Genomic DNA, 22,493 nt, shown 5'->3' with positions numbered 1-22,493 from the left:
AAACGGTACGGATGGCTTGCGTCTTTTGAGTATGCTGCATTCAAAGAGCGCTCACAACGCTACCTCCACCACTTACCAACTGAAACTTTCCGTGTTTGTCCATCTGATCGTCATCGGTTGGTTGTATGTCGCCTTGATGATGGCCGTGGCCGAAGCCACCAACACCACCGGAACGGTGCTGGGCGCCATCTTCACATTTCTTTTGTACGGTTTGGCGCCGGTCGCACTGGTGGTTTACCTGATGGGCACTCCCGCGAGGCGACGCGCGATCAGGCAGCGCGAACTCGAGGCGCAGGAAGCCGCCCGGCGGGCGGCTGCCGAGGCTGCTGCAGGCTCAGGCCTTCCAGACCAGGGCGGCGAAACGGCCGCTGATGCCGTCGCGCCGGTGCGAAAAGAACCTTGAAGCGTTGCCGACGGTGCACCACGGGTCGCTGCCGTCGTTGCCATGGATCGACTCGATGCCCGCCGCGCGCAACCGCTGGCGCGCCAGCCCGGGCAGGTCGGCAAGCCATTTGCCTGCAGCAGGCGCAGGCCGGAAGCAGGACGCCGCCGCTGGCGCATGCGCCTCGAACGCGGCCTTGACCTCCGGTCCCACCTCGAAGGCCTTGGGGCCGATGCACGGCCCCAGCCAGGCGATGACCTTCGAAGCGCCATCGAAAGACTTCGCCGTCTGCTCCAGCACGCCGCCCGCCAGACCGCGCCAGCCGGCATGTGCGGCGGCCACGCGGTGACCGGTTTCGTCGGTGAAGAGCACCGGCAGGCAATCGGCCACCATGATCGTGCAGGCCAGGCCGGCCTCGGTGGCGGTACAGCCGTCAGCGGCCGTGCCGTCGTTCACCGCACCAGCGGCGGCATCGAGCTCGACGACGCCCGTGCCGTGCACCTGCTGGAGAAAGACCGGACGAGCCCCGACGGCAGCGCGCAAACGGTTGCGGTTCTGTGCCACGTGCGCCGGCTCGTCGCCCACGTGGTCGCCGAGGTTCAGGCTCTCGTAGCGCCCCAGCGAGACGCCACCCTCGCGCGTGGTGCACACGGCCCGCACGTTCGGCGGCGCGGGCCAGTCGGGCACGAGCCAGCTCGCATCCATCGGCTTCAGGCTTCCGCGTCGGGGGCCTGCGAAGGCTGGGCACGCTGGAAGGCGTCGAGCTCCATGCAGGCCTCGAAGGCGGCCATGGTGCGCGGCAGGCCGCTGAAGTCGCAGTCGAAGCGGCGGCCGTTGAAGATCTGCGGCACCAGGCAGCAGTCGGCCAGGGTGGGCGTGTCGCCCCAGCAGTAGGTGCCGGCGGGGTACTGCGCGAGCTGGCGCTCGAAGGCCAGCAGGCCGTCGCGCACCCAGTGGCGGTACCAGGCGTTCTTGGCTTCCTCGTCGAGCTTCAGGTCCTTCACGAGGTACTTCAGCACACGCAGGTTGTTCAGCGGATGGATCTCGCAGGCGATGGACTGGGCCAGCGCGCGCACATGGGCACGGCCCGCCGGGTCGCGCGGCAGCAGCGCGGGCTCGGGGTGGGTTTCGTCGAGGTACTCGATGATGGCCATCGATTGCGAGAAGCGCTCGCCCTCGTCTTCGAGCAGCGGCACCAGTCGGTCGGCGGAGATGGATGCGAAGGGGCCGGTGCGGTGGTCGCCGCGCGCGATATGCACGGGAACGTAGTCGAAGTCGAGGCCCTTCAGGTTGAGGGCGATGCGCACGCGAAACGAGGCGGAGGAGCGGAAGTAGTTATGCAGCTTCATGGTTTCGCAAGGATAGCGCTCCCCAGGGAGCAAGTTCAGGAACGGGGCATGGCGGCCAGCACGCAGCGGAAGTCCTGCAGAGCCGCCTTCGGCGAGGTGGCTGCGATCCCTTCGCGCCATTCGCCGAGGATGCGGCGCGCGGCCTCCTCCTCCCGCGCGGCGATTCCGATGCGCCAGGGCCCCAGCGCACCAGGCTCCTCGCCCTCGCCGTGGTTGTGCTGGCCCTCGCCGTAGGGGCGGCCCTCGGAACAGGCGCGGCAGAGCATCTGCATGCTGGCGGTCCAGTTCTCGGCGCTGGCGTCGGCGGCCTCGAAGCGCTTGATCAGCGCGTCGATGTCTTGCCTGGTCGCCTCCTCGATGGTGACTTCGTACGTCGAATAGTCCGAAGGTGCGATCAGCTCCAGGGCATCGAACACCGGCACCTCGCGCTCGCCATGCAGGCGGTAGCCATTGGCCGCGCCGTCGTGCAGCACGAGGTCGCCGTAGCGGTGGCCGCAGTCGGGCGTGGGCACGTTGCGCAGGATGGCGCGCGCCGGGTCGATGCGGTCGGCCCACACCACCTCGCTGGCCTCGAAGCCATGCACGCGGATGGGCGTGAGCCCGATGAAGAGATCGACCGGCCCGTCGCCCTCGGGCACCTCGATGCCGTACTGCCGCCATGCACTGCGGGCCGTGGTCCAGTCGCCCAGGGCGGTGGCCGCGATGCCGAGATTCCAGATCGCGCCCTCGTTGCGCGGGTCGCACTGCACCGCGCGGGCGTTGGCCTGCAGCGAAGCGGCCCAATCGCCGCGGTACTTGTGGATGAGGCCGATGTTGTACCAGGGGGCCGACCAGTTCGGCAGCACGGCGCCGGCCTGCGCATAGGCTTGCAGCGCGCCGTCCTGGTCGCCCTTCTCGTCGAGCCGGCGGCCTAGTTCGTTGAGCGCGTTGGCCTTGCCGGCCTTGCCGATTCGGATGGGCATGGTGGGATTCGAGGGGAATGGAGAGGGAATACGCCGGGCGGGCCGCCTATTGTGAGCCTGCCGCCTCTGGCACACTGCCGGTTTCCCGCTTGGCTTCCCTGAAAAAAGGACACGTCGCAATGGCTTCCGAGTTCGTCTTCGCCCCGCCCGCCGCCGTTTCGGTGCCGGTGGCCGGCCAGTCAGCCCGCTTTCCGGTGCACCGCATCTACTGCGTGGGCCGCAACTACGAAGATCACGCCAAGGAAATGGGCTTCACCGGCCGCGAGCCGCCCTTCTTCTTCATGAAGCCCGCCGATGCGCTGGTGGTGGTCGATGCGGGCCAGACCGGCACCATGGCCTACCCCTCCCTCACCAAGAACCTGCACCACGAGATCGAGCTCGTGGTCGCCATCGGCACCGGCGGCAGGAACATCGCCGCGGCCGACGCCCACAAGCACATCTACGGCTACGCGGTCGGCCTCGACATGACGCGCCGCGACCTGCAGAACGACATGAAGAAGCAGGGCCGCCCCTGGGACATCGGCAAGGGCTTCGAGCAGAGCGCGCCCATCGGCCCCATCGTTCCCGTGGCGCAGGCCGGCGACGCCGAGAAGGCCGAGATCTCGCTGCAGGTCAATGGCACCGACCGCCAGCGCAGCAACGTGAGCAAGCTGATCTGGAACGTGGCCGAGACCATCGAGCACCTGTCGGCGGCCTGGGAGTTGCAGCCCGGCGACCTGATCTACACCGGCACGCCCGAAGGCGTGGCCGCCGTGGTGGCCGGCGACACGCTCGTGGGCGAGGTCGCGGGCCTGCCGAAGCTGACCGTCAAGGTCGTCTGAAGACGGCGGCCGGTTTCATGCTTCTGCGCGTACCCATCAAGCATTGCAAGAACTGTGGCACCGCGGTGGTCTACCGCGTGCCGGACGACGGCGACACCAAGCAGCGCGCCGTCTGCCCGGCCTGCCACACCATCCACTACGAGAACCCGCTGAACGTGGTCGGCACCATCCCCGTGCTGGGCGACAAGGTGCTGCTGTGCAAGCGCAACATCGAACCGCGCTGGGGCAAGTGGACGCTGCCGGCCGGCTTCATGGAACTCGAAGAGACCACCGCCCAGGGCGCCGCGCGCGAGACCGACGAGGAGGCCGGCGCGAACTTCGAACTCGAGGGCCTGTTCTCGGTGATCAGCGTGGTGCGCGTGGGCCAGGTGCACCTGTTCTACCGCGCCCGCCTGCTCGACGACAAGTTCGACCCGGGCCACGAGACCATCGAGGCGCGCCTGTTCACCGAGGAAGAGATTCCCTGGGACGAGATCGCCTTCCGTACGGTGCGCGAGACGCTCGAGCACTACTTCGCGGACCGCAAGCGCGGCAGCTTCGACCGCGTGCACGAACTCAGCATCGTCTGACCAGATCCATGAACAAGACACTGCGCACTACCCTCTTCTGCGGCGCCAGCCTCGGCTTCGCGCTGGCGGCAGCGGCGGCCAGGGCGGAAACCGTGGGCGACGTCGACACCGCCTTCAAGCTCATCGGCCCCGACCACAAGATCGTGATCGAGGCCTACGACGACCCCAAGGTCAACGGCGTGACCTGCTACGTCTCGCGCGCCAAGACCGGCGGGCTGGCCGGCGCCTTCGGCGTGGCCGAGGACAAGGCCGAAGCCTCCATCGCCTGCCGCCAGGTCGGCCCGGTGAGCATCACGCAGCCGCTGCCCAAGCGCGAGGAGGTCTATAGCGAGCGGCTGTCGGTGCTCTTCAAGCGCCTGCGCGTGGTTCGGATGGTCGACGCCAGGCGCAACACGCTGGTCTACCTGACCTACTCCGACCTGCTGATCGACGGCTCGCCCAAGAACAGCGTGACGGCGGTGCCCATCGACCGGGGCACGCCGATCCCGCTCAAATAGCCGGCGGACTATGTCCTCTTCACAGCCGGTTGCTCTTTCGCGCGGCGCCGGCGCGGCGGTTTGCTAGCATCGCCCGCGTGGCGCGCCCCCACGGCGCGCCGGTTTGCAGGAACCCTCCGCAACGAACCCGTTCGAACAGAGCCCATGCACCTTCAGACTTTCGTTTTACGCGCCGGCGCCATGGCGCTGCTCGCCGCAGGCCTCGCAGCCTGCTCCACGGTCGACCTCAACACGCCCTGGCCGGCGCCCCCGGCGGCCAAGCCACCGGTGCAGCAGCGCCCGGCGGCCCTGTTCATCAGGCCGGCGAACGGCCCGACCATCGCCCGCTTCGACGGCGACCGCGTCAAGGGCATCGACATCGCCGGCAACCTCGGCGACCCGGTCGTCGCCTCGGCCGACGGCCGCGTGGTGTACGTGGGCGGCGAACTGCCGGCCTACGGCAACATGGTCATCGTGAAGCACAACGAAACCTTCCTCACCGCCTATGCGCACGTGCAGACCATCCTGGTGAAGGAAAACGCCGTCGTCCGCCAGGGCGACAAGATCGCCGAGATGGGCCGCAGCAACGCCGACCGCGTGAAGCTGCGCTTCGAGATCCGCAAGAACGGCAACCCGGTCGATCCCGAGCCGTATCTCAGCGGCCGGCTGATGCAGTAAGCGCCGCGGCGCTCACCAGGAAAAAGCCCCCTTTCGGGGGCTTTTTCGTTTTTACGGGCACCCGAAAGAACGGGCGCCCTCTCCCTGTCCAGTCGCGTCACTCGGACGTGGTGGTATCGCGCAGCACGATCTCGCGCCAGCTGCTGTCGTAGGTGCTGACGAACATGTTGCGGAAGGACACCGAGCCCTGCGCCGGCAGGTTGAAGGTCTTCGATGCCGTGCCGGTGGCCGAGGGCGCGACGTCGGCCCGGTCTTCCGCGCCGGCCGAGGGGCCCGCGATCAGGTTCAGGAAGAACTGCGCGGCGAAGGCCGGGTTCAGGCCGGTGGCGCTGACGGCGAAGTCGCTGCCGCCCAGGTAGGACGACAGGGCCGGCGTGGTCGAGAAGGCCGGGTAGCTCACGGCGGCGGTTTCGGCCAGCGTCAGCGGACGGCCGTGGAAGCGGTGCCTGTAGATGATGTCGAAGCCGTTGAACTTGGCCACCGTCGTGCCGTCGCTCTCGTAGGCGGTGAAGGTGTACTCGGGCGTGGCGGGAAGCGCCGCGATCGCGCTGTCGCTCAGGCCGGCGGTCGGCCGGCCGCTGCAGTTCGAGGTCAGGTAGTAGTAGTTGAAGCTCGAGCCGCCGTCGATCGGCCATGCGCCGCCGCCCGAAGGACGCACGTGGCGCAGGCCGCCGGGAGGCAGGCCCGGCCCGGTGACGACCACCGAGGCGACGGTGCCGCTGTTGCTGGTGTTCGTGTCCTGGATCTCGAACTGCAGCGAGCTGCTCACGCAACCGGTCGACTTCTCCTTGGTGGCATGCATGTGCGGATTGATGTCCAGCACGCGCCCGTCGCCGCGCAGGCGCCAGGCGCCGTCCGTGCCCTTCACGATCTGCATGCCCTGCGTGTTGCTGAAGGCGATGCCGTCCTTGTCCTTGTGGGTGAATTCGACGAAGGCACGCGGGCTCGTGTTGTTCGCGTCGATGGTGTAGTTGATGCGCTGGATCACCACGTCGGTGAAGCTGGCGCCGATGAGGCTGGTGTCGGTCGCCGTCTCGTTGGCGAACTGCATGGCCGAGAGGTCGGAGAACCTGAAGCCGTAGGTGCCGGTGACGGGATTGGTGCCATCGGTCATCAGCGACAGCAGCTGCGAGGGCGCGGGCAGCCCGGTGGCGAACTTGCCCACGAAGTCCGAGAGCACCTTGCGGATCGCCACGATGTCGTCGGCCGCGGTGTCCATGCCGGAGCCGCTCATCGGCGTGGTGGCGGGCTCGGCCGCCGCCTTCACCGCCAGGTCGTCGGCGATCTGCTGCTGGGTGACGATGTTGGTGATGGTCGCCACGTTGGTGGCCGGATCGACGCTCACGCGCAGCACGTCCAGCGCCTTGTCGAGCGCGCTCGAAAGCGGCGTGAAGGCCGTGCGCAGCAGGTCGATGCTGGCGTCCACGCCCATGGCCTGCAGCACCGGCAGCAGCTTGGCCTTCAGCGCATCGCTCTCGGCCTTGAGCTCGTCGGCGGAGAGCGAGGCGAACTCGCCGCCGTCGAAGTACTGCGAAGCCAGGCGGCCGGCGATGTTGGACACCACCAGGTCGGTCAGCGGCGTGATGTTGATGTTGCCGTTGACGTCGGCCGCGGTGGCGGCCGAGTGGATCACCGTGCGCTCGCCAGCCACCGTGCCCTCCGCACGGAAGACGAAGGGCGCGGTCATGCCGCTCACGTCGATGGTGTACTTGCCATCGACCAGCGGCACGGTCTTGCTCGCGCCCTTGGCATCCTTGACGGTGACGGTACCCACCAGCGGCAGGCCGGAGGCCGCCGTGCCCGAGAACGTAACAGGCGCAGAGCTTGCCGGCGGCTCGCTGGCCGGCGGATTGCTGCTGCCACCCGCAGCCGGGAAGCCGGCGAAGCCGCCGCCTCCGCCACCCCCGCCTCCGCCGCAGGCACCGAGCGAGATCAGCAGCGCCACTGCGCATGCGCAGCGCGTCGTCTTGAAGAAGGACTGGCCGGAGGCCGCGGGGGTCGCGAAGTTTGTTTTCATGGATGGTCTTGTCAGGTGAAGGGCAAACAAAAGAATCAACTCGTAACACGAGCGATGCGATTCTTCTGGAGGCCCCTTCCGTAGACCATCCTCTGTTTTGAGGATGCGGGCCGGGCGTGCCTAAAGCAGGCTCTCGGGTACCAGCGGCGCCAGCAGTTCCAGCTTCCAGCGCGACCAGAAGTCCGTCTCCGGCTCCTGGTGCAGGATGGTGTCGGCCGCGTCGCCAGAGGCCGGGCTCACCCACTCGATGGCACCCTTCGGCCCCAGTTGCAGCTGGTATGCGCCGTCCAGCCGTATGAAGCCGATCAGGCTGGTGAGCTGCTGGGCGATCTGCGGGCTGAAGATGAAGATGCCGACCTCGGTGTTGTGCAGCATCGAGCGCGGGTCGAAGTTCATCGAGCCGATGAAGACGATCTTGCGGTCGACCACCGCCGACTTGCCGTGCAGCCGGCCGCTGGCCGAGCCGTACATGCCGAAGCGCCTGGTCTGCTCCACCCGCTTGGGGCTCAGCTCGTAGAGCTCCACGCCCAGGCGCAGCATCTCGGCGCGGTAGCGGCGGTAGCCGATGTGCACCAGCGACTCGTCGGTGGCCGCCAGCGAATTGGTGACGATGGTGTAGCTCACGCCGTTGCCGCGCACGAGGCGGATCGTCTCCATGCCGCCGCGCCCCGGGATCAGGTAGGGCGTGGTCTGCATGATCTCGTTCTCGGCGCCGCGCAGGTAGCGCCGCACGTTGTAGAGCACGCTGTCCTTCGACTCGTCGGCCGGCAGGCCGCGCGCCTCGTCGGTCTGGCCCAGCGCCTTGGCGGGCGGATCGGCATAAGCCTCGGCGCGGGCCCAGACCAGCTTCAGCTCGCCCGCGTCCAGGTCCTTGGCCAGCGGGTTGTTGCCCAGCAGGTCGGTGGAGCCGGGCACCTCGGGGTGCAGCTCCTCGGGCCCGGTCGTGAGGCGGTCGAAGCGCTCGCGCAGCTGCTGCCGCGTCTCGCCGGTGGGCGGCACCAGCGACTCGATGGGGTAGACGTAGGGGCTGTTCCAGTACATGTCGAACAGCGACGACAGCCTGGGCACCACCTCGCCGGCCACCAGCGTGTCGATGTCGATGAAGTTCGAGCCCCCGTCGCGCAGGAAGTACTCGTTGGCCATGTTGCGACCGCCCATCACGCCGATGGTGTTGTCCACCACGTAGAGCTTGTTGTGCATGCGGCGGTGCACGCGGTCGAAGTCGAGGATCGACCATGCCCAGCGCGTGCCGAAGCGCTCCCGCCCGGCGGGAAAGGGGTTGAAGAAGCGCACCTCCACGTTCGGATGCGAGGCGAAGCTCGAGAAGAGCGGATCGGCGCCGGCCGTGTAGAGGTCGTCCACCAGCAGCCGCACCCGCACGCCCCGGTCGGCCGCATCGCGCAGGGCGCGCAGCAGGTAGCGGCCGGTCTCGTCGTTCTGCACGAGGTAGTACTGCACGTCGATGGAGCGCTGCGCGCGGCGCGCGAGCTCGATGCGCGCATGCAGCGAGAACTGCGGCATCGGCAGCAGGCGGAAGCCGCTGAGCGGTTCGCCCGGCGGCGCCGAGGCCTTCACGAGGCGGCCGAGCCTGGTGTCCGCCCCATCGGAGATGGCCGTGGAGGGCTTGCGCTGCACCTCCGACGGCAGGCCGGCGCAGCCCGCCATGAAAAGCGCCGCGATGCCCAGCAGCAGCCAGGCCAGCCATCGGACGTGCGGTTGATCGGCAGTCCGGCGGTGGAGTTTCGGCATGGATGGCGGCGCGTGGGTTGGAGCGTGAATCGTGGATCGGGGCAAGGCCCGAAAAAGCTCGCGGTTTCTACCACGAGCCCGACTCATGTGCCGCGCCGCCGCAGCAGTTTCAAGGGGTCCCGCTCAGGAGCTGCGCGCAGGCCCCCACTGCCTGACGAAATGCTCGGCCCGCAGCGTGGCCCTTTCGACCGCCGCGTCCCACGAGAGCTGCTGTGTGATGACGAGCGCGCAGCGGGGAACTCCGCTGAAGCTCAGTTCGGCGATACCCGCGTAGGTACCGCTGGGCGTACGCATGAGTTCGAGCCAGCCCGTCCAGCCGTCCGGTACGCTGAGAGCAAGCCGAGCGCCGTCCATGATGGATTCACCATAACCCATTTATTAACGTACTTCCATGAATTTAAACCCTAAGCACTACCTCCGAGTGCGGGGGAGCCGAGGCTACCGGCTGCGGCTGTAAACGGCATCGCCTGAACATGGGAGGCGCCGGCGGCTTTTGGGCAAAGATCGGGGAGCATGAATCCGATGACGACGACGATGAAATCCAGGGCCGCCAGCGCGGCCACCCTCGCCCTCTTCGACGATCCGCCCCGGCCGGCGCGCGAGGCGCTGGGCACCGGCGCCTTCGTGCTGCCCGGCTTCGCCCTGCCCTTCGTCGACGAACTGCTGCCCGCGATCCGCGCCGTGGAGGCGGACGCGCCCTTCCGCCACCTCGTCACGCCCGGCGGCTTCACCATGTCGGTGGCGCTGACCAACTGCGGCGTGCTGGGCTGGACCAGCGACCGGCGCGGCTACCGCTACAGCGCGACCGATCCCGACAGCGGCAGGCCCTGGCCCGCCATGCCCGGGCCCCTCGCCCGGCTGGCGCGCGAGGCCGCATCGGCGGCCGGTTTCGACGGCTTCGCGCCCGACGCCTGCCTCGTCAACCGCTACGCGCCCGGCGCGCGCCTGTCGCTGCACCAGGACAAGGACGAGCGCGACTACGGCGCGCCCATCGTCTCGGTGTCGCTGGGCATGCCGGCCGTGTTCCTCTTCGGCGGCCATGCGCGCGGCGACAAGGCGGCGCGGGTGCCGCTCGCGCACGGCGACGTGGTGGTCTGGGGCGGCGAGGACCGGCTGCGCTACCACGGCGTGCTGCCGCTGAAGGACGAGCCGCATCCGCTGCTCGGCGCCATCCGCATCAACCTCACCTTCCGCAAGGCGGGCTGAGCGCATGCAGGCGAGCGAAGAAACAAGGAAGGCACGCAAGACCAGCCCCGTGGGCGCGATGCGCGAGCTGTACGCCGCGCTGTGGCACTTCGCGGCCGGCGCGCGGACGCAGCTGCTGGCGGCCACCGCCCTGCTCGCGGGCTCGCAGCTGATACGGCTCACGGCGCCCTACCTCGCGGGCCAGGCCATCAACGCGCTGCAGCGCGGCGAGCTTGGCACCGCCGGGCGCTGGATCGGCGGACTGGCCGGCGTGTACCTGGGCGCGTGGATGCTGCACGGGCCGGGCCGCATCCTGGAACGCAACGTGGGCCTGAAGGTGCGCGAGACGCTGGCCGACCAGCTCTATGCGCGCATCGCCGCCGCGCCGCTGGCGTGGCACGACGGGCACCACTCCGGCGAACTGCAGCACCGCGTGCACCAGGCGAGCCGGGCGCTGTCGGATTTCGCGCAGAACCAGTTCATCTGGCTGACCAACGCCGTCAACTTCGTCGGGCCGCTCGTGGCGCTGGCGCTGCTGTCGCGCACCAGCGGCATGACGGCGCTCGCGGGCTACGTGCTGATCGGTCTCGTCATCGTGCGCATCGACCGCGCGCTCATGAAACTGGCGCGCGCCGAGAACGACGCCGACCGGCGCTACGTGGCCGCGCTGCTCGACTTCCTGGGCAACGCCTCGACCGTGATCGGCCTGCGCCTGCAGGGCGCCTCGCGGCTGCTGCTGCGCCGGCGCATGGCCGCCATTTCGCTGCCGCTGAAGCGCACCGTGGTGCTGAACGAAGGCAAGTGGTTCGCGGTCGACCTGATGGGGCTGGCGCTGACATGGGGGCTGGTGGTGCTTTACGTGTGGCAATCGCGCACGCCCGGGCAGGCCGTGATGCTGGGCGCGGTGTTCATGATCCACCAATACGCGCAGCAGGCGGCCGGCGTCGTCAGCTCGGTCGCGGCCAACTTCAGTTTCTTCGCGCGCATGCACACCGACTACGGCAGCGCGGAGCCGATCTGGCGGGCGCCTTCGAGCAAGGAGGCGCTGGACACGCCGCCCGAGCAGGTGCCCGGCACGGAGCGCATCGAGGCCGATGCGCCATGGCGGCAGCTGGAAATACAGGCGCTGCAATGGCGCTATGCGCCGCGCAATGCTCCGGCGGAAGTCGAAGCCACCGGCCCGCCACGCAGCGGCCTGCACGACGTGGCGCTCACGCTGCGCCGCGGCGAGCGCATCGCCCTCGTCGGCCCGAGCGGCGGCGGCAAGAGCACGCTGCTGCGCGTGCTGGCCGGGCTCTATCCGCCGGACAGCGGCACGCTGCTGCTCGACGGCCAGCCCGCCGATTGGCCCCGGCTGCGCCGCTTCGCCACGCTGATCCCGCAGGAAACCGAGCTCTTCGAGGCCAGCGTGCGCGAGAACCTCGCCTTCGGCCAGCCGAGCGACGACGCGCTGCTCGAAGCCGCCCTGCACGTCAGCACTTTCGACGAAGTGCTGCGGGCCACCCACGGCGACCTCGGCACGGCCGTGTCGGAACGCGGCTTCAATCTCTCGGGCGGCCAGCGCCAGCGGCTGTGCCTCGCGCGCGGCGTGCTCGCTGCGCAGGGCAGCTCGCTGCTGCTGCTCGACGAGCCGACCAGCGCGCTCGACGCGAGCACCGAAGCCCGGGTGCTGGAACGCATCGCCGGTGCGTTCCCCGACGCCTGCCTGATCGCCTCGGTCCACCGGCTGAGCCTGCTCGATCGCTTCGACACGGTGGTACTGATGGAAGCCGGGCATGTGCTCGACCACGGGCCATGCGAGGAGGTGCTGGCGAGGCAGCCGCTGCTGCAGCGCATGGCCGTGCCGGCCGGCGCGCAGGCCTGAAGAGGACTACGGCAGGTTCTCCCTGAAGATCACCTGGCTGCGCGTCGTCTCGACGCCGCTGAGCGCCTCGCGCCGGTCGCGCAGGTTGGTGAAGATGCGCACGCAGTTCATCAGCGTGGTGTGCGGGCTCTGCGTGATCACCGCGTCCATGCTGCCGTCGATCAGCAGCGCGCGCGTATCGGGCGTGAGCCCGTGGCCGATGAAGACCACCTTCTGTTCGCGCCCCGCCTCCTTAAGCGCCCGCGCCACGCCGTCGGAGGCACCGCCGATGTTGTAGATGCCGCCCATGTCCGGATGCTGCTCCAGCAGCGCGCGCGTCTGGCGGTGGTTCTTGTCCGCGTCGTCCTGCCCTTCGCGCAGGCCCACCACCTCCAGCCGCGGGAACATCTCGTCGATGACGTGCAGGAAGCCGGCCTCGCGCTCCTCGTGCGCCTTGTAGCTCAGGCTGCCCGCGATGAGCGCGACCTTGGCGGCCCGCGCGCCGATGAAGCGGCCGATGAGATAGCCCGCGGTGCGCCCGGCCGCGCGGTTGTCCAGCCCGACGAAGGCCGCGCGCTCCGAGTTCGACAGGTCGGAGATCAGCGTGACCACCGGCAGCCCGCGCGCCGCCAGCGCGGCCACCGCCTCGCGCACGGCCGGATGCTCCAGCGCCATCATCGCGATGCCGTCGCAGCGCTGGCCGTGGCTGCGCAGCGCGTCGGCCAGTTCGTGGGGGTTGAAGCTCTCGATGAACACCGTGCGGCACTGCACGTTGAACGGCGCCCAGTGCTCCTGCGAGTAGCCCACCATGTCGCCCAGCATCCGGATGAAGCGGTTGGTGCCGGCCGGCAGCAGGAACACCAGCCGCAACGGCGGCGGCGTGAGCGCCGCATAGAGCGCCGGCCCCGGCAGGTAGTCGAGCTCGCCCGCCGCCTTGAGCACCCGCTGCACCGTGGCGTCGCGCACGCCGGGGCGGCGGTTCAGCACGCGGTCGACGGTGGCGGTCGATACCTGCGCCGAGCGCGCGATGTCGACCACGCGGGCGCGGCGCGCCTCACGCTGCGAATCGGGTCGAGAGTCGGGTCGAGAGTCGGGCCGCGATGTTTGTGAAGGGTTTTCCCGCATACATCAAAAACCATCAGATTGAAGTTTGACCCGAATGATGCAGGCTTTTATCTTCGCTGTGGTTCGAATCCGGCGATGCATCAGATTGCATCAACGGCGAGCCCCGCTCAATCGGCTGCCCGGCCCACCTGCCGTTCAGCGCCCCTTCAGAAGATCACGGAGACAACGAGACATGACCTCAGCCACCCGCCTGACCCGCAGGGATGCCCTGCGCACTTTCTCCGCCCTGCCCGCCGCCGGCATCGTGGCGGCGGTGCCGCGCATCGCGCGCGCCGCGGAGTTCTCGTACAAGTACGGCAACAACCTGCCGCTGACGCACCCGCTGAACATCCGCGCGCAGGAGGCCGCCGACCGCATCGCCAAGGAAACGAAGGGCCGCGTCGAGATCAAGATATTTCCCAACAACCAGCTCGGCGGCGACACCGACATGCTGGCGCAGGTGCGCTCCGGCGGCATCGAGTTCTTCACGCCCTCGGCGCTCGTCATCGCCACGCTGGTGCCCGTGGCCGCCATCAACGCGGTGGGCTTCGCCTTCAACGACTACGCCCAGGTGTGGGCCGCCATGGACGGCAAGCTCGGCGCGCACGTGCGCGGCGCCATCGCCAAGTCGCGCCTGTATGCCTTCGAGAAGATGTGGGACAACGGCTTTCGCCAGACCACCAGCAGCAAGGCGGCGGTGGCCACCGCGAAGGACATGGACGGCCTGAAGATCCGCGTGCCGGTGAGCCCGCTGTCGATCTCCATGTTCAAGGGCCTGGGCGCCGCGCCGGCCAGCCTGCAGTTCAGCGAGGTGTATTCGGCGCTGCAGACCAGGATCGTCGACGCGCAGGAGAACCCGCTGCCCATCATCCAGGTGGCGAAGCTCTTCGAGGTGCAGAAGTTCTGCTCGCTCACCAACCACATCTGGGACGGCTACTGGTTCATCGCCAACGGCCGCGCCTGGGACGCCCTGCCCGATGACCTGAAGACCATCGTGGCGCGCGCCATCAACGACGCCGGCATGCAGCAGCGCGAAGACATCAGAAAGCTCAACGAATCGGTCGTCGGCGACCTGCAGGCCAAGGGCCTCGCCATCAACCGGCCCGCGGCCGACAGCTTCCGCGCCAAGCTGCGCGACTCCGGCTTCTACGGCGAATGGAAGGGCCGCTTCGGCCCCGAGGCCTGGGCGCTGCTCGAAGGCGCGGTCGGCAAGCTGGCCTGAGGACCGATGGTGCACGAATCGACCTTCGAGGCGGCAGCCCTTTCAGGCTCGGCCGCCGGCTCCCCGGCCAACCCGCTCGTCCGCTTCGCCGCGCGCGCCGACCGCGTGCTCGGCGGCGCTGTCGAGGCGGTGGCCGCGCTGCTGGTGCTGGCCGAGATCTGCGTGCTGTTCGCGGGCGTGGTGTCGCGCTACGTGTTCCACGCGCCGCTGGTGTGGTCTGACGAGCTCGCGTCCATCCTCTTCCTGTGGCTGTCGATGCTTGGCGCCGTGGTGGCGCTGCGGCGCGGCGAGCACATGCGCATGACGGCGCTGGTGCAGAAGGTGCACCCGCAGGCGCGCGCCATGCTCGACGCCTTCGCCATCGCGGCCTCGGTCGCCTTCCTCGCGCTCATCATCTGGCCGTCGATCGACTACGCGCACGAGGAGTCGTTCATCGTCACGCCTGCGCTGGAGGTCAGCAACGCGTGGCGCGCCGCGGCCATTCCGGCGGGCATCGGCATCATGCTGGCGATGGCGCTGCTGCGGCTGCTGCGCGTGTGCTCGGGCCGGCAGATCGCCGTGGCCCTGCTCGGCATGGCGGCGCTGGTCGGCGCCTTCTGGCTGGCCGCGCCGCTCTTCGCCACGCTGGGCAAGTTCAACCTGGTGATCTTCTTCGTGGTGCTCGTGGCGGCCACGGTGCTCTCGGGCGTGCCCATCGCGTTCTCCTTCGCGCTGGCCACCTTCGGCTACCTGGCGCTGACCACGCGCACGCCGCTGCTGGTGATGGTCGGGCGGCTCGACGAGGGCATGTCGCACCTGATCCTGCTGGCGGTGCCGCTGTTCATCTTCCTCGGCGCGCTGATCGAGATGACGGGCATGGCGCGCGCCATGATCCAGTTCCTGGCCAGCCTGCTCGGCCACGTGCGCGGCGGCCTCTCGTACGTGCTGATCGGCGCCATGTACCTGGTGTCGGGCATCTCGGGCTCGAAGATCGCCGACATGGCGGCCATCGCGCCGGTGCTCTTCCCCGAGATGACCAAGCGCGGCGCCAAGCCCGGCGACCTGGTGGCGCTGCTGTCGGCCACCGGCGCGCAGACCGAGACCATTCCGCCGTCGATCGTGCTCATCACCATCGGCTCGGTCACCGGCATCTCGATTGCCGCGCTGTTCACGGGCGGGCTGCTTCCGGCCGTGGTGCTGGGCGCGGCGCTGTGCGTGGTGGTGTGGTGGCGCTATCGGCGCGAAGACCTGAGCGCGGTGCAGCGCCACAGCAGGCGCGAGATCGGCCGGCTGCTGCTGGTGGCGCTGCCGGCCGTGCTGCTGCCCTTCGTGATCCGCGCGGCGGTGGTCGAGGGCGTGGCCACGGCCACCGAGGTGTCGACCATCGGCATCGTCTACTCGGCCATCGTGGGCCTGGTGGTGTACCGGCAGTTCGACTGGAAGCGCATCAAGCCGATGCTGGTGGACACCGCCTCGCTCTCGGGCGCCATCATCTTCATCGTCGGCTGCGCCACCGCCATGGCCTGGGGGCTCACGCAGTCGGGCTTCTCGCAGGACCTGGCGCGGCTCATGGGCGCGCTGCCCGGCGGTGCCTACGGCTTCCTGGCGGTGTCGATCGTCGCCTTCATCGTGCTGGGCAGCGTGCTGGAGGGCATCCCGGCCATCGTGCTGTTCGGGCCGCTGCTCTTTCCGATCGCCAAGGCCGCCGGCGTGCACGAGGTGCACTACGCCATGGTGGTGATCTTCGCGATGGGCATCGGCCTGTTCGCGCCGCCCTTCGGCGTGGGCTACTACGGTGCCTGCGCGGTGAGCAAGGTCAATCCCGACGAGGGCATCAGGCACATCTGGGGCTACATCGCCGCGATGCTGATCGGCCTGCTGATCGTGGCCGCCTTCCCGTGGTTCTCGACGGGCTTCCTGAAGTCCTGAGGCGGCCCTGCCGCTCCACGGGCAGTCCCCAATAAACACAACACACAACAAACTCACATTCACGGAGCCACCCGCAATGAGTCGATTCCTCGGCGAGATCCGCCAGCTTGGCTATGTCGTGCACGACATCGAAGCCGCCATGGACTACTGGAGCACCACGCTCGGCGTGGGCCCCTGGTTCTACAACCCCAGGGTGCCCATCAGGAACTACCGCTACAACGGCGAGGCGCACGAGCCCCACAACTCGGTCGCGCTGGCCAATTCGGGCTACGTGCAGGTCGAGCTCATCCAGACGCGCAACGACGTGCCCTCGATGTACCGCGACTTCCTCCGCGCCGGGCGCACCGGGCTGCAGCACGTGGCCTACTGGACCGCCGACTACGACGCCGACCTCGCGCGCCTCACCGCGCAGGGTTTCAAGCCGGTGATGAGCGGCGAAGTGGGCGAGCGCGGGCGCTTCATCTACTTCGACACCGAATACCACCCCGGCACCGTCATCGAGCTGTCGGAAGTGGCCGGCCCCAAGGGCCGCATGTTCGACCTGATCCGCAGCGCATCGCAAGGCTGGGACGGCAGCGACCCGGTGCGCCCCTTCCCCGAGCTGGACAAGCTGTGAGCGCAACAGCACCTGGATTCATCCGCGCGCGCTACCTGATCGAGACGCCGCTCGAGCCGGCCGCCGTGGCCGAGGTGATGGCGGGCGAGCAGTCCTGCGGCACCTTCACGCGCGTGGAGGGCGAGACCGACGCGCTGCGCGAGCGGGCTCGCGCCACGGTCGAGGCGATCACCGAACTCGAAGCGGCCGATGCGCCCTCGCTGCCCAACGCGCTGCTCGAACGCAAGGGCGCGAAGGGGCCGTGGCGGCGCGCGCATGTCGACATCGCGTTTCCGGTGGCGAACATCGGCGCCAACCTGCCGACGCTCGCGGCCACGGTCTCGGGCAACCTCTACGACCTGGGTGAGGTGACGGGGCTGCGGCTCGAATCGCTGCAGCTGCCGGCCGACTACCGCGCGCGCTTCGAGATGCCGCGCGCGGGCATCGCCGGAACGCGGCGCGCCACCGGCGTGGAAAGCGGCGCGCTGGTCGGCACCATCATCAAGCCCAACGTCGGGCTGCGGGCCTCGGAAACCGCCGAGCTGGTGGGCCGGCTGTGCGCCGCGGGCGTCGACTTCATCAAGGACGACGAGGTCTGCGCCGATCCCGCGCATGCCCCGCTGGCCGAGCGCGTTCCTGCCGTGATGGCCGTGGTGCGCGCGCACCGGGAGCGCACCGGCAAGCACGTGATGGTGGCCTTCAACATCACCGACGAGACCGACGCGATGAAGCGCCACGCCGACCTGGTCGAGCGCGAAGGCGGCTCCTGCGTGATGGCCAGCCTGAACTGGTGCGGGCACTCGGGCATCCAGACGCTGCGCCGGCACACCGGCCTGGCGCTGCACGGGCACCGCAACGGCTACGGCGCGCTGTCGCGGCATCCGCTGCTGGGCATCTCCTTCCAGGCCTACCAGACGCTATGGCGGCTGGCCGGCGTGGACCACATGCACGTGCACGGGCTGCAGGGCAAGTTCTCGCAGCCCGACAGCGAGGTGGTCGAATCGGCCCGCGACTGCTTCACCCCGCTGACCGAAGCGGCGGACGACCGCGTGATGCCGGCCTTCTCGTCGGGCCAGTGGGCCGGCACGGTGCCCGCCACCTGGGCGGCCGTCGGCAGCGACGACCTGCTCTTCATGGCCGGCGGCGGCATCCTCGCCCACCCCGACGGCGCGGCGGCTGGCGTGGCGAGCATCCGCCAGGCCTGGTCGGCCGCGCGCGCGGGCATCGCGCTGGCCGACGCCGCCAGGGAGCAGCCCGAGCTGGCGAGCGCCCTCGCCTTCTTCGGCAAGCCATGACGCCCGGCGAGGCACCGGCGCCGGCCATCGTCTATTACGGCGACGACTTCACCGGCGCGACCGACACCCTGGGCACCGCGGCGCGCGCGGGCCTGCGCACGCTGCTCTTCCTGAAGACGCCCGACGCAGCGCAGCTCGAGCGCGCCGGGCCGCTCGACGTGCTGGGCATCGCCGGCGCGGCGCGGGCCATGACGCCCGAGGAGATGCAGGCCGAGCTCCGCCCGGTGGCGGCGCTGTTCCGCTCGGTGGGCGCGCGCGTGCTGCACTACAAGACCTGCTCGACCTTCGACAGCGCGCCGCACATCGGCTCCATCGGCGCGGCCGTGCGGCTGCTGCGCTCGGCGGTGCAGCAGCCGTGGACCGCGATCGTCGGCGGCCAGCCCGGCCTGGGCCGCTACTGTCTCTTCGGCAACCTCTTCGCCGCGGCGGGAAGTGGCGGCGAAGTGTTCCGCATCGACCGCCATCCCACGATGAGCCGGCACCCCGTGACACCCATGGACGAGGCCGACCTGCGGCTGCACCTCGCAAGGCAGGGCCTGGCCGAGGTGCACTGCGTGCCCTTCACCGCAGCCTCCCGAGGCAGCGATGCACTCGACACCGCGCTGCGGCAGGCGCTCAACGCGCCGCCCGCGGACGCAGTGCTGTTCGATGTCGCGGATGCCGGACAGCTCGCGGCCATCGGCGAGGTGCTGTGGACACGCGCGCGGGGTGCGACCATGCTCGCCGTCGGCCCGAGCAGCGTGGTCGATGCGCTCGCCACGGCCATGCCCTCTTCCGGCCGCGCGCCGGGCGGGCAGCCGAAGCTGGCGCCGGCGAGGGGCCCGGTGCTGGTCCTCGCGGGAAGCCTGTCGCCCGTGACCGCGTCGCAGGTCGCGGCCGCGAAGTCATTCGACGTCGTGTGGCTCGATGCGCAGCAGATGGCCCGGCGCAACGCGGGAACACTGGAAGACCAGGCGGACGCGATCGCCCGCGGCCTCGCGCAGGGGCGCAACGTGCTGGCCTGCACGCGCGCGCCGCACTCGAACGGCGCCTCCGGCATGCCTGCGGGCGCGGACCTGGACGCGCAAGCCCTCGCCCGCGCGGGCGGCGACCTGCTGGCTGCCGTGCTGGCGAAGCAGCCGCTCGGGCGCATCGGCGTGGCCGGCGGTGACACATCCAGCCACGGCATACAGGCGCTGGACGTCTGGGGGCTGTCCTATGCCGCCGACATGGGCGCCGGCGCATCGCTGTGCCGGGTGCACAGCGACGACGCGTCGCTCGACGGCATGGAAGTCATGCTCAAGGGCGGGCAGATGGGCACGCTGGACGTTTTCGAGCGGCTGGTGCACGGCTGATCAAGCCTGCCCCTGCGCTCCTTCCGTGCGGTCGTGCACCCATCGCATGGCCTGCTGCTCCGCATGGCGCAGCGCCTCGGCCTCGGTGCCGTAGGAAGCGTTGTCGGTATCGGCAGGCAGCTCGATGTCGTCCTCGCCCACGGAGGGCGCACGGCATATCACGACGGGCCGGTAGGTCTGGTCGTCGAGCCGCTCGGCGCGGCATAGGAAGAGCCGGCCGCGGTAGCTGAAGGTGACGAGGCGTTCCTCGAAGGCTGGCGGTGTGGCTTGTTGCATGGCTGAGTCCTTTCTTCTTTCGATGCTTGTCTTTCCAGGAGAAAAAGGGCGCGGTGCATGCGCAGCCCGAACGTCGTTCCAGGCCTACAGACAGAACACCCGCGCCGCGCCAAGGTGGCGCCATGACACATCCCATCGAACTCACCATCGAGGAGCCGCTGCCGGGTGCATTTGTCTGGCAGCTGCTCGAAACCGACGATCAGGGAAAGCGCCCGCGCGTGCTGCGCAAGGCCTTCGAGCCCGCGGAGAGCTACGAGCTGGCTCTTTCCTCGGGCCAGCGCGCCTTGCAAAGCGAAATCCGGCACCGCGCACCGCACGGGGCAAGCGCAACCTGAGTGCGCAGCCGCGTCCGGCTTACGCCGGAGCGGCGCTCTTTTGTTCAGTTCTGTTCTGGCCTGGCGCCCATCTGCCGGGGCGCCGGATGCCCCGGGGTACGGCCTGAGCCGCCTCGCCCTGTCGCCAAGGTGCCCGTGCGCCGGCTGAAGGCCGGCGAGGCGATTTCAGGCGTGGAGCCCGAAATCCCTGATGGTGAGCGTGATGGCGCTGCCCGGGGTCGCCCTGTAGCGCGCGATGGCCGCGGGCTCTATGGCGTAGAAGTGCTCCTGGCACGCGTCGAGCAGGTGCTCGCCCATTACGCGAACGCCGAATTCGTCGTGCAGCGTTTCCTCGGAAATCTGCGCGAGTACACGCGGGCCGCCAGGGCCGTCGGGATAGAAGGCAAAGCGCACGCTCGCACTGTCGAAGCAGTAGATGCCTTCGAAATTCGTCATCTCTGATGTCTCCTTGCTGCCGCAATTCGCGATTCCGCGATTCGCTCGCGGGTCGGCGGCGATTGGGCGCGCACCGCGCGGTGTCGGGAGGGAGAAAGAAGCGCATGCGCATGCAGGAAACGTCCTACACGGATCGAGGCGCCATCTTTCACCCGGAAACGGCCATGGCTTGGTTTTCCGCGCGCCGATGCGGCGAAGATCGGGGCCTCCCGATTCGCACTTCGCTGCATGCTCTTTTTTCTCTCCGCCGCAAGGCCTGCCCCGATGACCGCAACCCTCACGCTCCCTGCCCGGCTCCGCCCGCGCAGCGTCGCGTCCGCCCTGGCTGTTGCCGCGCTCGCCCTCCAGCTGGCCGCGTGCGGCGGCCCCAGCGAGGCACAGCGCCAGGCGGCGGTGACCACGGCGCCGCCCACCGACTGCACGGCCTGGGTCGGCACCGACCGCAACGCGATGATGGGCGGCTACCTGCTGCCGAAGAATCCGAAGGACGCCAAGGGGCCCAAGGTCTGCGTGCCGGTGCTGATGACGGCCAACCACCCGCCGGCCGGCTACGCGGGCGGCAACTACTACATCGGCGAGTTCACCGACGACAAGCTCAAGGCCCGCTGGCGCGCCTGCAAGGAAGACCCGGCCTGCTTCAGGCGCATCGACGCGCAGATGCAGCGCTGGCTGCCGCCCAACAAGGAACGCGCCACGCGCTCGACCGGCGTGGTCGACCCGTCGGGCCGGATCGATCCGGACAGCGCCAACGTCGACCTGAAGCAGATCCGCCGGCCGGCATTCTTCGCCAGGGCGCCCTACCGCGAAGGCATCGCCGAGGCCGATGCACGCACCTACGTGGTGGAGTTCACCGCGCCGCGCGACACCTTCGAGCGCATCGACCTGAAGATGACCGGCGACATCAAGCTGCGAGGCTGGTACATCGAGGGCGCCGGCATCGACGACGGCAAGGGGAAGAAGACGCGCGCGCTGGTGGTCATGGCGCCGGGCGGCGGCGGGCAGCTCACGGCCATCCAGCATCCCGACGAGGTGGCGTACCGCGTCGACCAGAAGACCGGCAAGACCGTGCCGGTGAGCTTTCCCAACGCGACCACCGAGACCATGGGCCAGCGCTGGTGGCGCGAGAACCTGTACGCGCTCAATCGGGCCGGCTTCGACGTGCTGGCCTACGACCGGCGCGGCGAGGGCCTCTCGGGGGGCTTCAGCGACACCAACACGCTGGAGCAAGGCGAGGACGTGTTCCGCGCGCTCACGGCGCTGGAGACCGGGCGCGGCCTGCGCATCCTCACGCCCAGGGGCGAACTGCTGGAAGGCGAAGCGACGCGGGGCCGGCTGCTGGCGGGCATGCCGGCCAGCGAGATTCCGCTGGTGCTCGGCGGCTACTCGCGCGGCTCGATGTCCACCGCCTGGGCAATGACGAAGAACTACGTCGCCCAGTGCAGCTTCGACATGCCCCAGCCCAACTGCACGCCGCCCAAGGGCTTGCGCAACATCCGCGGTGCGCTGCTGCTGTCTTCGTTCGCGAGCGGCGCGGGCTACGTGGGCGACTCGCCCGACCTGGCCGACCGCAACCTGTTCCTGGGCGGCATGGCGGCGGAGCACCACATCGTGTTCTATCCCAACTCGTCCACGCTCGCGGGCATGGACCGCTGGCCCGCCGCCTTCTTCGGCAAGGGCCTGTGGGACCGCGCCGAGACGCTGGAAGGCACGGTGGCGGCCTACAACCGCATCCGCGGCCTGAAGGAGATCGTGCTCGCCCGCGGGCCGCATTCCATCGAGACCTGGCCCGAATCGGACCGCGCCTACCTGCGCGAGCGCATGGTGGTGTTCGCCAGGGGGCTGATCGTCGGCGGGCGCACCATCCCCGGGGCGCGGCCGTGGAAGGACTTCAAGTCGCTGGTGGCGACCACGCCGGACTCGTGGGAGCCGTCGTCGCGGCCGAAGGGGCCCTGAGGCCG

At 69.4% G+C, this 22,493-nt stretch carries 23 protein-coding genes; 14 read left to right on the top strand and 9 right to left on the bottom strand.

Annotated elements, in window-relative coordinates:
* Positions 1-31: 31 nt before the first annotated feature.
* On the top strand, positions 32-403 hold the full coding sequence (locus ABL838_RS12290) for a hypothetical protein (RefSeq protein ID WP_206169434.1): 372 nt from the start codon (positions 32-34) through the stop codon (positions 401-403).
* Here the strand turns inward: ABL838_RS12290 and pgeF are convergent.
* Genes pgeF through ABL838_RS12275 form a run of 3 tightly spaced genes read right to left on the bottom strand, consistent with a single transcriptional unit; the run spans position 335 to position 2,693 of the window.
* A complete protein-coding gene (gene pgeF / locus ABL838_RS12285; protein ID WP_418125485.1) occupies positions 335-1,087 on the bottom strand; it encodes a peptidoglycan editing factor PgeF in 753 nt (250 codons plus the stop codon). The two genes, ABL838_RS12290 and pgeF, sit on opposite strands and share 69 nt — an antisense overlap.
* Before the next feature lie 5 nt (positions 1,088-1,092).
* Complete coding sequence (gene maiA / locus ABL838_RS12280) at positions 1,093-1,731, bottom strand: maleylacetoacetate isomerase (protein ID WP_418125484.1); 639 nt, start codon at positions 1,729-1,731, stop codon at positions 1,093-1,095.
* Positions 1,732-1,766: 35 nt separating this feature from the next.
* Positions 1,767-2,693, bottom strand: coding sequence for a tetratricopeptide repeat protein (locus ABL838_RS12275; RefSeq protein ID WP_418125483.1), 927 nt, complete (start codon positions 2,691-2,693; stop codon positions 1,767-1,769).
* Positions 2,694-2,812: 119 nt separating this feature from the next.
* Between ABL838_RS12275 and ABL838_RS12270 the strand changes: the two genes are divergently transcribed.
* The 4 genes from ABL838_RS12270 (at position 2,813) to ABL838_RS12255 (ending at position 5,237) form a co-directional block, all read left to right on the top strand.
* On the top strand, positions 2,813-3,514 hold the full coding sequence (locus ABL838_RS12270; protein ID WP_126018533.1) for a fumarylacetoacetate hydrolase family protein: 702 nt from the start codon (positions 2,813-2,815) through the stop codon (positions 3,512-3,514).
* A gap of 17 nt (positions 3,515-3,531) precedes the next feature.
* A complete protein-coding gene (locus ABL838_RS12265) occupies positions 3,532-4,083 on the top strand; it encodes an NUDIX hydrolase (protein WP_126018531.1) in 552 nt (183 codons plus the stop codon).
* Between the two features lie 8 nt (positions 4,084-4,091).
* Positions 4,092-4,580: a CreA family protein gene (locus tag ABL838_RS12260; RefSeq protein ID WP_126018529.1), complete on the top strand. Its 489-nt coding sequence runs from the start codon at positions 4,092-4,094 to the stop codon at positions 4,578-4,580.
* A 144-nt stretch (positions 4,581-4,724) separates the two neighbouring features.
* Positions 4,725-5,237: a murein hydrolase activator EnvC family protein gene (locus ABL838_RS12255; protein ID WP_126018527.1), complete on the top strand. Its 513-nt coding sequence runs from the start codon at positions 4,725-4,727 to the stop codon at positions 5,235-5,237.
* Positions 5,238-5,334: 97 nt separating this feature from the next.
* Here the strand turns inward: ABL838_RS12255 and ABL838_RS12250 are convergent, their stop codons facing one another.
* The 3 genes from ABL838_RS12250 to ABL838_RS12240 all read right to left on the bottom strand — a co-directional run bounded on the left by ABL838_RS12250 (position 5,335) and on the right by ABL838_RS12240 (position 9,357).
* Entirely contained in the window at positions 5,335-7,254 is a 1,920-nt protein-coding gene (locus ABL838_RS12250) for a hypothetical protein (RefSeq protein ID WP_418125482.1), read from the bottom strand.
* Between the two features lie 120 nt (positions 7,255-7,374).
* Positions 7,375-9,003: a phospholipase D family protein gene (locus ABL838_RS12245; RefSeq protein ID WP_418125481.1), complete on the bottom strand. Its 1,629-nt coding sequence runs from the start codon at positions 9,001-9,003 to the stop codon at positions 7,375-7,377.
* A gap of 123 nt (positions 9,004-9,126) precedes the next feature.
* A complete protein-coding gene (locus ABL838_RS12240) occupies positions 9,127-9,357 on the bottom strand; it encodes a hypothetical protein (protein ID WP_260319492.1) in 231 nt (76 codons plus the stop codon).
* Positions 9,358-9,525: 168 nt separating this feature from the next.
* On the opposite strand from ABL838_RS12240, the gene alkB reads away from it, so the two are divergent.
* Positions 9,526-10,209: a DNA oxidative demethylase AlkB gene (gene alkB, locus ABL838_RS12235; RefSeq protein WP_418125480.1), complete on the top strand. Its 684-nt coding sequence runs from the start codon at positions 9,526-9,528 to the stop codon at positions 10,207-10,209.
* 4 nt (positions 10,210-10,213) lie between these two features.
* Entirely contained in the window at positions 10,214-12,052 is a 1,839-nt protein-coding gene (locus ABL838_RS12230) for an ABC transporter ATP-binding protein (RefSeq protein WP_418125479.1), read from the top strand.
* 6 nt (positions 12,053-12,058) lie between these two features.
* On the opposite strand, the gene ABL838_RS12225 is transcribed toward ABL838_RS12230, so the two are convergent.
* Positions 12,059-13,156, bottom strand: a complete 1,098-nt coding sequence (locus ABL838_RS12225) for a LacI family DNA-binding transcriptional regulator (protein ID WP_418125478.1) — start codon at positions 13,154-13,156, stop codon at positions 12,059-12,061.
* 172 nt (positions 13,157-13,328) lie between these two features.
* On the opposite strand from ABL838_RS12225, the gene ABL838_RS12220 reads away from it, so the two are divergent.
* From ABL838_RS12220 to ABL838_RS12200, 5 genes are all read left to right on the top strand, one after another.
* Positions 13,329-14,357, top strand: coding sequence for a TRAP transporter substrate-binding protein (locus ABL838_RS12220; protein ID WP_369658563.1), 1,029 nt, complete (start codon positions 13,329-13,331; stop codon positions 14,355-14,357).
* A 6-nt stretch (positions 14,358-14,363) separates the two neighbouring features.
* On the top strand, positions 14,364-16,265 hold the full coding sequence (locus ABL838_RS12215; protein ID WP_184641922.1) for a TRAP transporter large permease subunit: 1,902 nt from the start codon (positions 14,364-14,366) through the stop codon (positions 16,263-16,265).
* A gap of 76 nt (positions 16,266-16,341) precedes the next feature.
* Positions 16,342-16,881, top strand: coding sequence for a VOC family protein (locus tag ABL838_RS12210; protein ID WP_126018511.1), 540 nt, complete (start codon positions 16,342-16,344; stop codon positions 16,879-16,881).
* Entirely contained in the window at positions 16,878-18,155 is a 1,278-nt protein-coding gene (locus ABL838_RS12205; protein ID WP_184641921.1) for a ribulose-bisphosphate carboxylase large subunit family protein, read from the top strand. The genes ABL838_RS12210 and ABL838_RS12205 overlap by 4 nt, the downstream gene beginning before the upstream one ends.
* Positions 18,152-19,489 (top strand): four-carbon acid sugar kinase family protein, encoded by a 1,338-nt coding sequence (locus ABL838_RS12200; protein WP_184641920.1) that lies wholly within the window; start codon positions 18,152-18,154, stop codon positions 19,487-19,489. The genes ABL838_RS12205 and ABL838_RS12200 overlap by 4 nt, the downstream gene beginning before the upstream one ends.
* On the opposite strand, the gene ABL838_RS12195 is transcribed toward ABL838_RS12200, so the two are convergent.
* A complete protein-coding gene (locus ABL838_RS12195; protein WP_126018505.1) occupies positions 19,490-19,765 on the bottom strand; it encodes a hypothetical protein in 276 nt (91 codons plus the stop codon). It abuts the gene before it with no gap.
* Positions 19,766-19,887: 122 nt separating this feature from the next.
* Between ABL838_RS12195 and ABL838_RS12190 the strand changes: the two genes are divergently transcribed.
* On the top strand, positions 19,888-20,100 hold the full coding sequence (locus ABL838_RS12190; RefSeq protein ID WP_184641919.1) for a hypothetical protein: 213 nt from the start codon (positions 19,888-19,890) through the stop codon (positions 20,098-20,100).
* 165 nt (positions 20,101-20,265) lie between these two features.
* Here the strand turns inward: ABL838_RS12190 and ABL838_RS12185 are convergent, their stop codons facing one another.
* Positions 20,266-20,535, bottom strand: coding sequence for a hypothetical protein (locus ABL838_RS12185; protein ID WP_126018501.1), 270 nt, complete (start codon positions 20,533-20,535; stop codon positions 20,266-20,268).
* Between the two features lie 264 nt (positions 20,536-20,799).
* Here ABL838_RS12185 and ABL838_RS12180 point away from each other — a divergent pair, with 264 nt between their 5' ends.
* Complete coding sequence (locus ABL838_RS12180; RefSeq protein WP_418125476.1) at positions 20,800-22,488, top strand: hypothetical protein; 1,689 nt, start codon at positions 20,800-20,802, stop codon at positions 22,486-22,488.
* Positions 22,489-22,493 lie beyond the last annotated feature (5 nt).

Source organism: Variovorax sp. 160MFSha2.1 (assembly GCF_048305075.1).
In the GTDB taxonomy this organism is placed as follows: domain Bacteria; phylum Pseudomonadota; class Gammaproteobacteria; order Burkholderiales; family Burkholderiaceae_C; genus Variovorax; species Variovorax guangxiensis.
Note: the sequence above shows the minus strand (reverse complement) of the source record. Positions and strands in the feature narration are given on the sequence as shown.

What these genes read in the sequence shown, in the direction of transcription:
- ABL838_RS12290 (WP_206169434.1), top strand. Translation starts at nt 32, where the DNA reads ATGCTGCATTCAAAGAGCGCTCACAACGCTACCTCCACCACTTACCAA.
- pgeF (WP_418125485.1), bottom strand. Translation starts at nt 1,087, where the DNA reads ATGGATGCGAGCTGGCTCGTGCCCGACTGGCCCGCGCCGCCGAACGTG.
- maiA (WP_418125484.1), bottom strand. Translation starts at nt 1,731, where the DNA reads ATGAAGCTGCATAACTACTTCCGCTCCTCCGCCTCGTTTCGCGTGCGC.
- ABL838_RS12275 (WP_418125483.1), bottom strand. Translation starts at nt 2,693, where the DNA reads ATGCCCATCCGAATCGGCAAGGCCGGCAAGGCCAACGCGCTCAACGAA.
- ABL838_RS12270 (WP_126018533.1), top strand. Translation starts at nt 2,813, where the DNA reads ATGGCTTCCGAGTTCGTCTTCGCCCCGCCCGCCGCCGTTTCGGTGCCG.
- ABL838_RS12265 (WP_126018531.1), top strand. Translation starts at nt 3,532, where the DNA reads ATGCTTCTGCGCGTACCCATCAAGCATTGCAAGAACTGTGGCACCGCG.
- ABL838_RS12260 (WP_126018529.1), top strand. Translation starts at nt 4,092, where the DNA reads ATGAACAAGACACTGCGCACTACCCTCTTCTGCGGCGCCAGCCTCGGC.
- ABL838_RS12255 (WP_126018527.1), top strand. Translation starts at nt 4,725, where the DNA reads ATGCACCTTCAGACTTTCGTTTTACGCGCCGGCGCCATGGCGCTGCTC.
- ABL838_RS12250 (WP_418125482.1), bottom strand. Translation starts at nt 7,254, where the DNA reads ATGAAAACAAACTTCGCGACCCCCGCGGCCTCCGGCCAGTCCTTCTTC.
- ABL838_RS12245 (WP_418125481.1), bottom strand. Translation starts at nt 9,003, where the DNA reads ATGCCGAAACTCCACCGCCGGACTGCCGATCAACCGCACGTCCGATGG.
- ABL838_RS12240 (WP_260319492.1), bottom strand. Translation starts at nt 9,357, where the DNA reads ATGGACGGCGCTCGGCTTGCTCTCAGCGTACCGGACGGCTGGACGGGC.
- alkB (WP_418125480.1), top strand. Translation starts at nt 9,526, where the DNA reads ATGACGACGACGATGAAATCCAGGGCCGCCAGCGCGGCCACCCTCGCC.
- ABL838_RS12230 (WP_418125479.1), top strand. Translation starts at nt 10,214, where the DNA reads ATGCAGGCGAGCGAAGAAACAAGGAAGGCACGCAAGACCAGCCCCGTG.
- ABL838_RS12225 (WP_418125478.1), bottom strand. Translation starts at nt 13,156, where the DNA reads ATGCGGGAAAACCCTTCACAAACATCGCGGCCCGACTCTCGACCCGAC.
- ABL838_RS12220 (WP_369658563.1), top strand. Translation starts at nt 13,329, where the DNA reads ATGACCTCAGCCACCCGCCTGACCCGCAGGGATGCCCTGCGCACTTTC.
- ABL838_RS12215 (WP_184641922.1), top strand. Translation starts at nt 14,364, where the DNA reads ATGGTGCACGAATCGACCTTCGAGGCGGCAGCCCTTTCAGGCTCGGCC.
- ABL838_RS12210 (WP_126018511.1), top strand. Translation starts at nt 16,342, where the DNA reads ATGAGTCGATTCCTCGGCGAGATCCGCCAGCTTGGCTATGTCGTGCAC.
- ABL838_RS12200 (WP_184641920.1), top strand. Translation starts at nt 18,152, where the DNA reads ATGACGCCCGGCGAGGCACCGGCGCCGGCCATCGTCTATTACGGCGAC.
- ABL838_RS12195 (WP_126018505.1), bottom strand. Translation starts at nt 19,765, where the DNA reads ATGCAACAAGCCACACCGCCAGCCTTCGAGGAACGCCTCGTCACCTTC.
- ABL838_RS12190 (WP_184641919.1), top strand. Translation starts at nt 19,888, where the DNA reads ATGACACATCCCATCGAACTCACCATCGAGGAGCCGCTGCCGGGTGCA.
- ABL838_RS12185 (WP_126018501.1), bottom strand. Translation starts at nt 20,535, where the DNA reads ATGACGAATTTCGAAGGCATCTACTGCTTCGACAGTGCGAGCGTGCGC.
- ABL838_RS12180 (WP_418125476.1), top strand. Translation starts at nt 20,800, where the DNA reads ATGACCGCAACCCTCACGCTCCCTGCCCGGCTCCGCCCGCGCAGCGTC.